The organism is Bacillus sp. Bwzl_19 (genome assembly GCF_054900515.1).
Window position 1 is genome coordinate 1,662,218 of record NZ_CM142729.1, and the last position, 13,443, is coordinate 1,675,660.

Genomic DNA, 13,443 nt, shown 5'->3' on the forward strand with positions numbered 1-13,443 from the left:
GAAAATGGCGAAACGTGATCAGAACAAGCTTACAGGAAAACAAAAAGCAGCCATCCTCATGATTTCCTTAGGTCTTGATGTATCAGCCTCTGTTTACAAGCATTTGTCTGAAGAAGAAATTGAAAGATTGACACTTGAGATTTCGGGAGTCAGAAGCGTCGATCATCAGAGAAAAGATGAAATCATTGAAGAATTTCATAATATCGCAATCGCTCAGGACTATATTTCTCAAGGCGGTTTAAATTACGCCCGCCAAGTGCTTGAAAAAGCGCTCGGAGAAGACAAAGCGGTAAGCATTTTAAACAGGCTGACCTCTTCTTTGCAGGTAAAGCCGTTTGACTTTGCGAGAAAAGCGGAGCCCGAACAGATTTTAAATTTCATTCAGCAGGAACATCCGCAAACGATGGCGCTGATTTTATCCTACCTTGATCCGGTGCAGGCCGGACAAATTTTGTCTGAGCTGAACCCGGACGTTCAGGCTGAGGTGGCAAGAAGGATTGCGGTTATGGACAGGACGTCTCCTGAAATCATCAATGAAGTGGAGCGGGTCCTTGAACAAAAGCTGTCCTCCTCCTTTACGCAGGATTATACGCAGACCGGCGGCATAGAAGCCGTTGTTGAAGTATTAAACGGCGTAGACAGAGGAACGGAGAAAACAATCCTTGATTCATTAGAAATACAAGATCCTGAATTGGCGGATGAAATCAAAAAACGGATGTTTGTCTTTGAAGATATTGTCACCCTTGATAACCGTGCGATTCAGCGCGTCATCAGGGACGTTGAAAACGACGACCTTCTGCTTTCATTGAAGGTTGCGAGCGAGGAAGTCAAGGAGATCGTCTTCAGCAATATGTCACAGCGTATGGTTGAAACGTTTAAAGAGGAAATGGAAATTATGGGGCCTGTGCGTTTGCGTGATGTGGAAGAGGCGCAATCAAGAATCGTGGGCGTCATCCGCAAGCTTGAAGAAGCCGGTGAAATTGTAATCGCGCGAGGCGGAGGAGACGATATTATTGTCTAATGTCATTAAACAGCAATCATCATTTTCTCCTGAACAGAAACGTCGTAAGCTTTCCTTGCAGGAAGTCAGAAATACGCATCCCCAGTTTGACCTGGAGAAAGCCGAAAACCCTGAGGCTCTCATGGCTTTTGCCAAGGCCGAAGCCGACCGGGTGTCTGAAGAAGCGAAAAATCAATTGGAGTATACTCTTCTGCAGATTGAAGAAGAGAAAAGCCGCTGGGCGGAAGAAAAACAAAGACTGATGGAAGAAGCAAAGGCAGAAGGTTATCAAGAAGGCATGGCTTTGGGAAAAGCCGAGGCTGAAACCCAATACGCAAATCTCATCAGCCGCGCCAATGCGGTTACGGAAATGGCGAGACAGTCAGTCGAGGAAAAACTGGAAAGCGCTGAGGAAGAAATCATTGAGCTTTCCGTTGCGCTCGCCAAAAAAGTATGGCAGCAAAAAAGCGATGATAAAGAAGCTTTCCTTCTGCTGGTCAAACAGGTAATAGCCGAAGTGAAAGATTATGATGACATCTCCATCTATGTAGATCCTGAATATTATGAAACGGTTCATCAGCATATGGACGAAATTCAGCAGCTGTTATACAAAGAATGCAGGTTAAGCTTATATGCCGATGAAAAAGCTGCAAGGGGAACGTGCTCGATAGAAACTCCGTTCGGTCGGGTAGATGCCGGTATAGACACCCAGCTGATGCAATTAAAACAAAAGCTTTTAACGGCGCTTGAGGCGGGAGCGGAGCAATGAAGACACAGTATTTAATAGACTCGATTGAAACAGCCGATCCGTACAAACGCTATGGCAAGGTTAAGCGTGTCATCGGGCTGATGATTGAATCAAAAGGGCCCGAAAGCTCGATCGGAGATGTTTGTCTCATTTATCCGAAAGGCCATGCGAAAAAAGCAATTAAAGCTGAGGTTGTAGGCTTCCAGGATGAAAACATTCTGTTAATGCCTTATCTGGAAGCGGCCAGCATCGCACCGGGCAGCATAGTAGAGGCTACTGGCGAGTCGCTCCGCATCAAAGTAGGCGCAGGTTTAATCGGACAAGTTGTCGACGCGTTCGGCGAACCGCTTGACGGCCGGGCGCTTCCGAAAGGTTTGTCTCCCGTTTCGACGGAACAGCCGCCGCCAAACCCGATGAAACGGCCGCCGATACGGGAAAAGATGGGTGTCGGTGTCAGGTCGATTGACAGTCTGCTGACAGTGGGAAAAGGGCAGAGAATCGGAATTTTTGCCGGGAGCGGAGTCGGAAAAAGCACCTTGATGGGCATGATCGCAAAGCAGACCGAAGCCGATTTAAACATTATCGCACTCGTCGGCGAACGGGGGCGCGAGGTGCGTGAATTTATCGAGAAGGATTTAGGTGAAGAAGGCCTGAAACGTTCGATTGTCGTAGTCGCGACCTCTGATCAGCCCGCATTAATGCGCTTGAAAGCGGCATATACGGCCACCGCCATTGCGGAATATTTCCGTGATAAAGGCCGGAATGTCATGTTCATGATGGACTCCGTCACGAGGGTCGCGATGGCCCAGCGGGAAATAGGGCTGGCAGCGGGTGAACCGCCGACAACAAAAGGATATACACCTTCTGTGTTCGCTATTTTACCCCGTTTGCTAGAAAGAACGGGTGCGAATGAACAAGGGACGATAACAGCTTTTTATACCGTTCTCGTTGACGGAGACGATATGAACGAACCGATTGCCGATACGGTGCGCGGAATATTAGACGGACACATCGTTCTCGATCGGGCGCTTGCCAACAAAGGGCAGTTCCCGGCGGTGAATATTCTGAAAAGCATCAGCAGGGTCATGTCTAATATTTCAGACCCAGCCCATATAAAGGCGGCCAACAAATTCCGCGATCTTCTGTCAACTTATCAAAACTCTGAAGATCTCATTAATATCGGAGCTTACAAAAGAGGGTCATCGAGAGAAATTGATGAAGCGATTCAGTTTTATCCGCAGCTTATTCAATTTTTAAAACAAGGAACGGAAGAACCCGCTCAATTGGAAAATAGTATTGCGGCATTGACGAGTCTGACAGGAAAAGAGGAATAACATCGTGGCGTACCAATTCAGATTTCAAAAGCTGCTGGAATTAAAAGAAAATGAAAAAGACCAAACATTGACTGAATACAGACAGTCGGTTTCCGAATTTGAAACAGTAGCTGAAAAACTATATGAAAATATGAGCAAAAAAGAATTGCTCGAAAAAGACAAAGAATCAAAGCTGAAATGCGGGATGAGCGTTCAGGAAATGAGACATTATCAGCAATTCGTTTCCAATCTTGAGAACACCATCTATCATTATCAAAAGCTTGTCATCATGAAACGAAATGAAATGAATGAGAAGCAGGAACAGCTCACCGAAAAAAACATCGAAGTAAAGAAATTCGAAAAAATGCGGGAAAAACAATTTAATATGTTCGCACTTGAAGACAAAGCTGCAGAAATGAGAGAAATGGACGATATTTCAATCAAGCAGTTTATGATTCAGGGGCATTAGGAGCGAATGAAATGGCCGATAAAGAAAAGGGATCTGGAAAGTTCGGTTCAATCCTGCTTTTTATCATTATCCCGCTGATTTTTCTGATCATCGTCGCAAGCATCGTCCTTTGGGCTGCCGGCGTAGATGTGATGAAACCGATTCAGGAAACAGCAGCTAAAACGCCTGTTTTAAAAGAATTGGTTCCTGAAACGAAAGAAACGAAAAGCGCGGCGGAAAAGCAGAAGGAAGACAGAACGGCTTCTCTTGAAAAGACCATAAAGGAACAAAAAAGTGAAATTAACATTTTGAATAAAGATTTGGACACAAGCAAATCCGAAATCGACAATCTGAATCAGAAAATCCGTTCACTGAAACAGGAAGCTGAACAGCAGCAGAAAACGGATGAGACGAAAAAAGCCGCTTCGGATTCAGCCGGAAAAGATAAAATGATCAACATCTATAAAAGTATGGACAGCGGTAAAGCGGCAAGCATTATCGTAAAGCTGAAAGAAAAAGAAGCCCTCGATATTTTAAACGGATTAAGTAAAAAGCAGCTTGCTGACATCTTGACGAAATTGACTCCTGAACAAGCGGCTAAGTATACAGAAAAACTATCCGCTGACGGAAATAAGGAGTGATGTAAGTTGAAGCTGCTTGAAATAACGGGGAATCGTACACAGACTGCGCAAAACAGCAATGTGAAGTTGAATGTAAACAGCTTAGGCCTATTTCAGAACTGGCTTCTGTCGGAAATCAGTTCTCAACAGCAGCCCGGAGATGAAGCAAAAACAAGTGATGCAAAGCTGAATGAAGCTCTTTCGAAAATCGGTGATTGGCTGAAGGCCGGCCCCGAAGATCAAGAACTGCAGCTGAAACAGCTGCTTGAGGCGGTAAAAGCCCTTGAAGGGAAGCAAACGACTGAAACAGCCCTTCCTTTATTGAAACAGCTTGCTGAATCTGTTCAAGACATGTTAGCCGGCAAACGGCATGGGGTGAAGCCTGAAAAAAATGAGCCGAATTCTTCCGCAAAGGATGAGAATTCCGCCCGCGATGCGCTGGAGACGGGTCTTCTATTCATTCAAGAAGCTGTAGCCCGGCTCTTCACGCATCAAGAGGAGCTGCCGGACAGCGCACAGGCAAAGGCAGTTTACCAGGAAGGCACCCGTTTATTAGATGCGTTGAAAAAACAAGGCGTACCGGACCGTGTGATTCAAGATCTGCGGCAGACGCTGTTTCCGAAAAACGAATCTGCATCTAAGCTTTACTCCATGTCGGCCGCTGAGCTGAAGAGCTTTCAAAGCGTCACTGAGCAGCTTGCGGGCCTTTCTCAAAAAGGGACAAAGGAATGGAACATGGCTGAAACTGAGCTGAAAGCTTTTGTGTTATCTCAATCATCTGAATCGTCCCAAGAGTCAGCCGGGAAAACCGATCAGCAAAACGGCGGCACAGTTTCTCACGTAAAGGCGCCTGACAGCAAATTGTCTGCGCATATCCTGTTTTCGGGAACGAGAAGCATTGCCGGCATTCAGCAAGCGTCCGCAGGAGCTGAACAGCAGCCGGCAGAAAATAAACCGTTAACGGAACAGGTCATCAGCGGCTGGAAACAGATGAAATATACGCCTTTCGGGAAAACAACCGGAAGCTTTACGATTCGTCTTAATCCCGAGAACCTCGGATTTGTCACAATTAAGGTGACAAACGAAAACGGGATGTTTCAAAGCAAAATCATCGCATCAAGCCAGTCTGCGAAAGAGCTGCTGGAACAGCATCTTCCTCAGCTGAAACAGTCGCTTCCGAATATGTCGGTCCAGATCGACCGTTTTACCGTCCCGCTTCAAAGCGGGGATCAGCAGCCGGTTTACGGGCAGACGGCCGACCACAATAAACAGCAGCATCAGGGACAGAGAGAGCAGAAGAACCAGCAGCAGTCAGGGGATTTCGGAGATATGCTGGAGGAGCTTTCTCTCAATGAAATGGAGGAAGAATAGTTGACATCAGTAAACTCGGATTATGCCGCGGCGGGTGCTTCAAGCACGAAGAGCACCGCCGCCGTGAACAGCAGCACGAATTTAGGAAAAGACGAATTTCTAAAGATCTTAATGACGCAGGTTCAGAACCAGGACCCGCTCAATCCGGTTGATGACAAAGAATTCATCAGCCAGATGGCGACATTTTCTTCATTGGAACAAATGATGAACCTGAATACGACGATGACAAAATATGTCGAAAATCAAGATCCGTTTACGATGTATGTGAACTGGATCGGCAAAAGTGTCACATTCAGCGACAGCGACGGGAAGGATCAGACAAGCCCCGTCAATTCAGTAAAACACTCAAACGGCAATTATATGCTCGTGCTTGAAAACGGCAAAGAGGTCAGTCCGTGGAATGTCACGGCAGTCAGCGAAACATCTAAATAAAAAGAAACCCAGGGGGAATTTAACATGTTACGTTCATTATATTCCGGTATCAGCGGCATGAAAAACTTTCAGACAAAACTAGATGTAATCGGCAATAACATCGCCAATGTCAACACAGTGGGATTTAAGAAAAGCCGCGTTACGTTTAAAGATATGATCAGCCAGACAGTCGCCGGCGGTTCAAACGTGACCAATTCAAAACAAATCGGCTTGGGTGCCGCGACTTCTTCCATTGATGTCGTTCATTCTACCGGCGCGCCGCAGGCTACACAGAATAAAAGCGACCTTGCCATTGACGGAGACGGCTATTTTCAGATTAATACAGGTTCGGGAATCGTTTACACACGGGCAGGGAATTTCGGAAAAGACAATAAAGGCAACCTTGTTACAACTGACGGATACTATCTTGAAAAAATCGGCGGCGGCAAAATCAACATTCCGACTGATGCGAAAGATTACAGTATCGGTGCGGACGGAACCGTTACATACACTGATGCAGGGGATGCGGTTCATAATGCCGGGCAAATCGGTCTTGTCACGTTCCCTAACAGCTCCGGTCTGGAAAAAATCGGAGGAAACCTTTACAGAGAATCGTTAAGTTCAGGAGCTGCGAGCGCTGTTACCACTCCGGGCGAAAATGGCACGGGTAAGCTTTTGGCGGGCTATCTTGAAATGTCAAACGTTGATCTGACAGATGAATTCACCGAAATGATCGTTGCACAGCGCGGTTTCCAATCAAACTCAAAAATCATTACGACTTCAGATGAAATCCTTCAGGAGCTGGTTAATCTGAAACGGTAAGGAGGGAGGAGAAGCGGCTAGGCCGCTTCTCCGGATAGCATGATTCAAGTCACCCGTTTAAACGGCCAGCCTTTTACGCTGAACGCGCTGTTTATCGAACAGATTGAGTGCTTCCCCGACACGACGATTACACTGTCAAACGGCAAAAAGTTCGTAGTGAAAGAACCGGAAGAAGCAGTTCTCGAAAAAGTCATATCGTTTTACCATAGCATACAAATATTTTCACTGGATCAGGGAATAGAGGAAGAAGAATGAAGAAAAAATTAGTCATCATTATGCTGATTATTTTAATTGTCATCGCCGGCCTCGGAACGGCAGCGTATTTTGTCGTCAGCGGAAATTCCGATAAAGACAAAAAGCCGACAATCGACGAAGTCGTTGCAGCCACTGTGTCTGTCGACGATATCACGACAAATCTAAAATCTGACAGCATCATCCGCATCGGCATCAAACTTGAGACCGACTCGGCTAAAGCGAAGGAAGAACTTGAAAAACGCGATTTTCAAGTGAAAGACAACATTATTTCCATTTTAGCCGATACAAGCGCCGGAGAGATTGAGGGAGATAAAGGAAGAGAAGCGTTTAAACAATCATTAAAAGAAAAAGTAAACAGCTATCTCCAAGAAGGAAAAGTTCAGAAAGTGTACATTACCTCCTTTAATCTGCAATAAAAACAAATTTGACAGAATACGGAGGTGAAGAAGATGTCAGGAGAAGTTCTCTCCCAAAATGAAATAGACGCACTGCTTTCCGCCATTTCGACGGGTGAGGCGGATGCGGAAGAGCTGAAAAAGGAAGTTAAAGAGAAAAAAGTAAAGGTATATGATTTTAAACGGGCGCTCAGGTTTTCGAAAGATCAGATACGAAGTTTAACCCGGATACATGATAACTTTGCGAGGCTTCTCACAACACATTTTTCCGCCAAGCTCAGAACGTATATTCATATATCTGTCAGCTCAGTCGACCAGGTGCCGTATGAAGAATTTATCCGCTCCATACCGAACATGACGATCCTGAATTTATTCGATGTTCATCCGATGGAAGGCAGAATCATGATGGAGGTTAATCCCACCATCGCCTACGCCATGCTTGACCGCGTCATGGGAGGCATCGGCATCACGCATAACAAAGCTGACAATCTTACGGAAATTGAAACAAACATTATTTCTAACTTATTTGAAAATGCACTGGGCAACTACAAAGAAGCTTGGCAATCCATGCTGATATTGACCCTGAAATGACTGAATTCGAAGTGAATCCTCAGTTTGTACAGATGGTTTCGCCAAATGAAACAGTCGTGGTCATTTCTCTCAATACGCAGATCGGTGAAATCAGCGGTGTCATTAATCTTTGTATTCCCCATGTCGTGCTTGAGCCGATTATCCCTAAGCTTTCCGTACACTATTGGATGCAATCAGACCGGAATGAAGCGAAGCCCGAAGAAACGAAGTCGCTTGAAAAGCGCATCATGACGGCTCAAATTCCCGTTGTGGCTCTCTTGGGCGCTTCTGAACTGACAATAGAAGAATTTTTAAGTTTGGAAGTCGGGGACTGTATAACTCTGGACAAATCAGTGACTGATCCTCTTACTGTATTGGTCGGAAACAAACCGAAGTTTTTAGGGCAGGCCGGCCGGGTGAATCGAAGACAGGCAGTGCAAATTTTAGATCACGACATAAGAGGTGAACAAGATGAACAATAGATTATCTCAAGATGAAATCGATGCTCTTCTTAATGGCACAGGCAGTCACTCAGAGGATACAGAACAGCCTCAAGAAGCGAACTTGTCTGAACTTGAGCGTGATGCGATCGGAGAAATCGGGAATATTTCGTTCGGCAGCTCGGCTACGGCGCTGTCCACTCTTTTAAATCAAAAAGTGGACATTACGACGCCGAGTGTGACCGTCATTTCAAAAAGCAAAATCAGTGATGAATTTCCTCATCCGTATGTTGCCATTGAAGTGAACTACACAGAAGGATTTGACGGCAGCAATTTGCTCGTCGTAGAACAAAGCGACGCGGCTATCATCGCGGATTTGATGATCGGGGGGGACGGCCAAGGCGCCGATCCGTCACTCGGTGAGATCCACCTGAGCGCCGTGCAGGAAGCAATGAATCAAATGATGGGCTCGGCTGCTACGTCAATGTCGACCGTATTCAGTAAAAAGATCGACATTTCTCCGCCAAGGGTTGAACTTCTGGATGTGACGGAAGAAAAAGGGACAGACAGAATACCTGAGGATGACCTGCTTGTAAAAGTTTCATTCCGTTTGAAAGTCGGTGAACTCATCGATTCGAGCATCATGCAGCTTTATCCGATCACATTTGCGAAAGATCTGATCGCAGAGCTGATGGATACAGATCAGCCTGAGGCCGATGAAACCGTATCAGAACCGCGGGAAACATACGAAACGCCGCAGCCGGAACCTGCCATTCAGCAGGAGCCGCAGGCAAAACCCGAGCTTCCGAAGAGACAGGGAACTGCTAAAAAAGCCGCTCCTGTTCAAGTCGCTCCGGTGGAGTTCCAGGCGTTTGATCAAAACGCAGCGGATGGGCACGGTTCAAGGAATAACCTTGATATGCTGATGGATATCCCGCTTTCCGTTACGGTCGAGCTCGGCAGAACGAAGAGAAGCGTTAAAGAAATCCTGGAACTTTCTGCGGGAAGCATTATTGAACTTGATAAGCTGGCGGGTGAACCCGTTGACATTCTGGTCAATCAGCGGATCGTAGCAAAGGGCGAGGTCGTTGTCATAGAAGAAAACTTCGGCGTGAGAGTCACTGATATTTTAAGTCAGGCAGACCGCCTTAACAATTTAAAATAAGCGAACATAGAGGAGAGAAACAGATTATGGCACACAGAATTTTAATTGTAGACGATGCAGCATTTATGAGAATGATGATCAAGGATATTTTAGTGAAGAACGGTTTTGACGTTGTAGCTGAAGCTTCGGACGGAGCACAGGCAGTCGAAAAATTCAAAGAGCATTCACCCGACCTTGTGACAATGGATATTACAATGCCTGAAATGGACGGGATTACCGCATTAAAGGAAATTAAACAAATCGATCCGCAGGCGAAAATCATCATGTGTTCGGCTATGGGGCAGCAGTCAATGGTTATTGACGCGATTCAAGCCGGCGCAAAAGACTTTATCGTGAAGCCATTCCAAGCAGACCGCGTGCTTGAAGCCATTAATAAAACATTAAGCTAAAGGGTGTACGACTGTTGAAAAAGAGTCATGGTTTACTAGCTTTGATTTGTTGTTTCGTTTTACTCAATGTACATCCGTTCCCTGCTTTTGCAGCGGAGTCTGACAATTCCACTGTCAACGAATGGTTTGACAAACAATCAACAAACAAAACAGAGAAAAAAAGCGATACATCGAAACAAACGGCTGATCAAGAGATAGGGGATGCTTCTGCATCTTCTGTCTCCGCTTTTGATTTTGTAAAGATGATTGGGGCGTTATTATTTGTCATTCTGCTGATCTACGGAGTTGTCAAACTGATGAATAAAAGAAACCGCCTTCTGAAGCCGTTTCAATACGTAGAAAATATCGGCGGAACGTCAGTCGGCCAAAACCGCTCCGTGCAGCTGATTAAAGTGGGAAACAGCGTTCTCGTAGTCGGTGTCGGCGAGACGATACAGCTTTTAAAAGAAATTGAAGATGAAAAAGAGCGCGAGGCGATTCTGAGCCAATACGAAGAGGCGATGTCCTCAAAAGTGGAATGGACCAAACTCGTAAATCCGCGTAAGGATGGAGAAAAGAAGCCGCAAACGATGCTTCCGTCGTTTTCAAAAGCGCTGAAAGAACAGCTGAACGAGCTGAAACAAAGCCGTTCTGAAGGAAAGAAGAAAGGCCCGTATCATCATGAATGAATTCATTAATCTTTTTAATTCAAGCAGTCCGACCGAAGTCAGCTCCACTGTTAAATTACTGCTGCTTTTGACTGTCTTTTCAGTGGCGCCGGGGATTCTGATTTTGATGACCTGCTTTACGAGAATCGTCATCGTCCTGTCCTTTGTGAGAACTTCACTGGCGACGCAGAACATGCCTCCGAATCAGGTTTTAATCGGTCTTGCGCTGTTCTTGACGTTTTTTATCATGGCTCCGACTTTTTCAGAGATTAATAAGGATGCCTTAACGCCGTTGATGGACAACAAAATCAGTCTCGATGAAGCATATACAAAAGCCGAGAAACCGATTAAAGAGTATATGAGCAAGCATACAAGGCAGAAGGATCTGGCGCTGTTTATGAACTATGCCAAAATGAAAAAACCCGAATCGATTCAGGATATTCCTTTGACGACGATGGTGCCCGCTTATGCGATCTCAGAACTCAAAACCGCTTTTCAAATGGGCTTTCTGATTTTTATTCCGTTTTTAATTATCGATATGGTCGTGGCGAGCGTCTTAATGTCAATGGGAATGATGATGCTTCCGCCGGTTATGATCTCTCTGCCCTTTAAAATATTGCTTTTCGTTTTGGTCGATGGATGGTATTTAATCGTGAAATCTTTGCTTGACAGCTTTTAGGGTAGGTGCTAATTGTGAGTTCAGAATTTGTAATTTCCATGGCGGAAAAAGCCGTATATGTAACACTTATGATCTGCGGGCCGTTACTTGCGATCGCGCTGATCGTCGGTTTGCTCGTCAGTATCTTTCAAGCGACAACTCAAATCCAGGAACAGACGCTTGCGTTCATTCCGAAAATCGTGGCGGTGATGCTCGGACTGATCTTTTTCGGTCCTTGGATGCTGTCGACGATTCTTTCGTTTACAACTGATCTGTTCTCTCATCTGAACCGATTTGCAGGGTAGAATCAAATGAATTCCATCATTGATTTATTTCCCGCTTTTTTATTGGTTTTTATCAGAATTTCTGCTTTTTTTGTAACGGTGCCGGTGTTCGGGCACCGGAATCTGCCGGCGGTTCACCGAATCGGCTTTGCTTTTTTTCTTTCGGTGATCTGCTTCAGCACACTGAAACATGCGCCGGCAATTGACATAGGGGAACAGTATATGCTGCTTGTCATAAAAGAGGCCGTTGTGGGCTTGAGCCTTGGGCTGATTGCTTTCATGATGATGGCAGCGATCCAGATAGCGGGTTCCTTTATTGATTTTCAAATGGGCTTTTCCATCGCCAATGTAATTGATCCGCAATCAGGCACGCAAAGCCCGCTGATCGGCCAATTCGTTTATACGCTGGCGCTGTTATTTATGCTCAGTGTAAACGCCCATTATCTTTTATTGGACGGGATTTATTACAGCTTTCAGTATATCCCGCTTGATCAGGCATTTCCGTCGTTTGGAAATGATCGCTTTGGACTTTTTATCGCAAAAAGCTTCAATGCCATGTTCATTATCGCTTTTCAAATGTCTGCGCCGGTTGTGGCCAGTCTGTTTTTAGTTGATTTGGCGCTCGGCATTGTGGCGCGAACAGTGCCGCAGCTGAACGTTTTCGTGGTCGGGCTTCCCCTGAAAATAGCTGTGAGCTTTATTATGCTGATCGTTTGTATGGCGGTGATGTTTGTCATCGTCCGCAATATCTTCAGCCTTACCGTTGAAACAATGCGGAATCTATTGGCATTGGTCGGTGTGACATGATGAGACTCAGACTGAATCTGCAATTCTTTGCCGGTGAAAAAACGGAAAAAGCCACCCCGAAAAAACGGAAGGATACAAGAAAGAAAGGACAGGTCGCGAAAAGTACGGATGTAAATACAGCCGTTTCTTTACTGATTATCTTTCTTTCGCTGATCGCGCTCGGACCTTATATGCGGGACAGGCTGCTGTCCTTTATTAAAACGTTTTATACGAAATCGATAGCATTAGAATTGTCTGAATCTAACGTGCATGAGCTTTTCGTGGATACAGTGAAAGATATCAGCCTCATCCTTGCGCCGATTATGCTGGTCGCACTTTTGGCAGGAATCGTGTCCAATTACATGCAGGTCGGTTTTCTGTTTTCCGCGGAAGTCCTCAAGCCTGACCTGAACAAGCTCAGTCCCTTGAAAGGATTTAAGCGGATTTACAGCATGAGGGCGATAGTTGAACTGGTCAAATCGATTTTGAAGATTACCGTGGTCGGTTTTGCCGCTTTTATGGTGCTCTGGCTGCATTATGGCGATATTCTCCGCCTTCCGCTTTTAACGCCTGCGGAAGTGCTCACTTTCGTTTCTAAACTCACTCTTTGGATGGGGCTTGCGGGCTCGGGGGCTTTAATGCTGCTGGCCGGGCTTGATTACTTATACCAGCGTTTTGACTATGAGAAAAATATCAGAATGTCAAAGCAGGATATAAAAGATGAATATAAAAAATCGGAGGGTGATCCGATTATCAAGTCCAAAATTAAGCAGAAGCAGCGGGAAATGGCAATGAGGCGAATGATGCAGGAAGTGCCGAAAGCCGACGTCATCATTACCAACCCGACCCACTATGCGATTGCTTTAAAATATGATGAAAAGAAAATGGACGCCCCCTACATTGTTGCTAAAGGGGTCGATCATCTCGCATTAAAAATCAGGCAGATCGCCAGAGAGCACGATGTCATGACGATAGAAAACAGGCCGCTCGCGCGTGCGTTATATGATCAGGTTGACATTGACCAGGCCGTGCCGGAAGAGTTTTTCAAAGTCATTGCGGAAATTTTGGCTTATGTATATAAAACGAAACAAAAAGTATAGTGAATTTCAGATTCAAAAGGA

At 45.5% G+C, this 13,443-nt stretch carries 17 protein-coding genes and 1 pseudogene; all 18 read left to right on the forward strand.

Annotated features, from left to right (window positions below):
* Positions 1-4: 4 nt before the first annotated feature.
* Entirely contained in the window at positions 5-1,021 is a 1,017-nt protein-coding gene (fliG, locus tag ACW5MY_RS08775) for a flagellar motor switch protein FliG (RefSeq protein ID WP_013352256.1), read from the forward strand.
* A complete protein-coding gene (gene fliH, locus ACW5MY_RS08780; protein ID WP_013352257.1) occupies positions 1,014-1,769 on the forward strand; it encodes a flagellar assembly protein FliH in 756 nt (251 codons plus the stop codon). The genes fliG and fliH overlap by 8 nt, the downstream gene beginning before the upstream one ends.
* Entirely contained in the window at positions 1,766-3,082 is a 1,317-nt protein-coding gene (gene fliI, locus ACW5MY_RS08785; protein ID WP_013352258.1) for a flagellar protein export ATPase FliI, read from the forward strand. The genes fliH and fliI overlap by 4 nt, the downstream gene beginning before the upstream one ends.
* A 4-nt stretch (positions 3,083-3,086) precedes the next feature.
* Positions 3,087-3,530 (forward strand): flagellar export protein FliJ, encoded by a 444-nt coding sequence (fliJ, locus tag ACW5MY_RS08790; RefSeq protein ID WP_003154253.1) that lies wholly within the window; start codon positions 3,087-3,089, stop codon positions 3,528-3,530.
* Between the two features lie 11 nt (positions 3,531-3,541).
* Positions 3,542-4,150 (forward strand): MotE family protein, encoded by a 609-nt coding sequence (locus ACW5MY_RS08795; RefSeq protein WP_013352260.1) that lies wholly within the window; start codon positions 3,542-3,544, stop codon positions 4,148-4,150.
* A gap of 6 nt (positions 4,151-4,156) precedes the next feature.
* Positions 4,157-5,500, forward strand: a complete 1,344-nt coding sequence (locus tag ACW5MY_RS08800) for a flagellar hook-length control protein FliK (protein ID WP_014470399.1) — start codon at positions 4,157-4,159, stop codon at positions 5,498-5,500.
* On the forward strand, positions 5,501-5,932 hold the full coding sequence (flgD, locus tag ACW5MY_RS08805) for a flagellar hook assembly protein FlgD (RefSeq protein ID WP_013352262.1): 432 nt from the start codon (positions 5,501-5,503) through the stop codon (positions 5,930-5,932).
* Positions 5,933-5,956: 24 nt separating this feature from the next.
* A complete protein-coding gene (gene flgG / locus ACW5MY_RS08810; protein WP_013352263.1) occupies positions 5,957-6,733 on the forward strand; it encodes a flagellar basal body rod protein FlgG in 777 nt (258 codons plus the stop codon).
* Positions 6,734-6,772: 39 nt separating this feature from the next.
* Positions 6,773-6,988 (forward strand): swarming motility protein SwrD, encoded by a 216-nt coding sequence (gene swrD / locus ACW5MY_RS08815; RefSeq protein ID WP_013352264.1) that lies wholly within the window; start codon positions 6,773-6,775, stop codon positions 6,986-6,988.
* Entirely contained in the window at positions 6,985-7,404 is a 420-nt protein-coding gene (gene fliL / locus ACW5MY_RS08820; RefSeq protein WP_013352265.1) for a flagellar basal body-associated protein FliL, read from the forward strand. The genes swrD and fliL overlap by 4 nt, the downstream gene beginning before the upstream one ends.
* 33 nt (positions 7,405-7,437) lie before the next feature.
* Positions 7,438-8,435, forward strand: a pseudogene (gene fliM / locus ACW5MY_RS08825) (flagellar motor switch protein FliM).
* Positions 8,425-9,558 carry a flagellar motor switch phosphatase FliY gene (gene fliY, locus ACW5MY_RS08830; RefSeq protein ID WP_013352267.1) on the forward strand — a complete coding sequence of 378 codons (1,134 nt, stop codon included), beginning with the start codon at positions 8,425-8,427 and terminating at the stop codon, positions 9,556-9,558. Before fliM ends, fliY begins: the two are co-directional and overlap by 11 nt.
* A 26-nt stretch (positions 9,559-9,584) precedes the next feature.
* Positions 9,585-9,947, forward strand: coding sequence for a chemotaxis protein CheY (gene cheY / locus ACW5MY_RS08835; protein WP_003154238.1), 363 nt, complete (start codon positions 9,585-9,587; stop codon positions 9,945-9,947).
* A gap of 14 nt (positions 9,948-9,961) precedes the next feature.
* Positions 9,962-10,615 carry a flagella biosynthesis regulatory protein FliZ gene (gene fliZ / locus ACW5MY_RS08840; RefSeq protein WP_013352268.1) on the forward strand — a complete coding sequence of 218 codons (654 nt, stop codon included), beginning with the start codon at positions 9,962-9,964 and terminating at the stop codon, positions 10,613-10,615.
* Entirely contained in the window at positions 10,608-11,273 is a 666-nt protein-coding gene (gene fliP / locus ACW5MY_RS08845; RefSeq protein WP_462061857.1) for a flagellar type III secretion system pore protein FliP, read from the forward strand. The genes fliZ and fliP overlap by 8 nt, the downstream gene beginning before the upstream one ends.
* Before the next feature lie 14 nt (positions 11,274-11,287).
* Positions 11,288-11,557 (forward strand): flagellar biosynthesis protein FliQ, encoded by a 270-nt coding sequence (gene fliQ / locus ACW5MY_RS08850; protein WP_013352270.1) that lies wholly within the window; start codon positions 11,288-11,290, stop codon positions 11,555-11,557.
* A 6-nt stretch (positions 11,558-11,563) separates the two neighbouring features.
* Positions 11,564-12,343, forward strand: coding sequence for a flagellar biosynthetic protein FliR (gene fliR, locus ACW5MY_RS08855; protein ID WP_013352271.1), 780 nt, complete (start codon positions 11,564-11,566; stop codon positions 12,341-12,343).
* Complete coding sequence (gene flhB / locus ACW5MY_RS08860) at positions 12,343-13,422, forward strand: flagellar biosynthesis protein FlhB (protein WP_289394459.1); 1,080 nt, start codon at positions 12,343-12,345, stop codon at positions 13,420-13,422. The genes fliR and flhB overlap by 1 nt, the downstream gene beginning before the upstream one ends.
* The last annotated feature ends 21 nt before the right edge of the window (positions 13,423-13,443 follow it).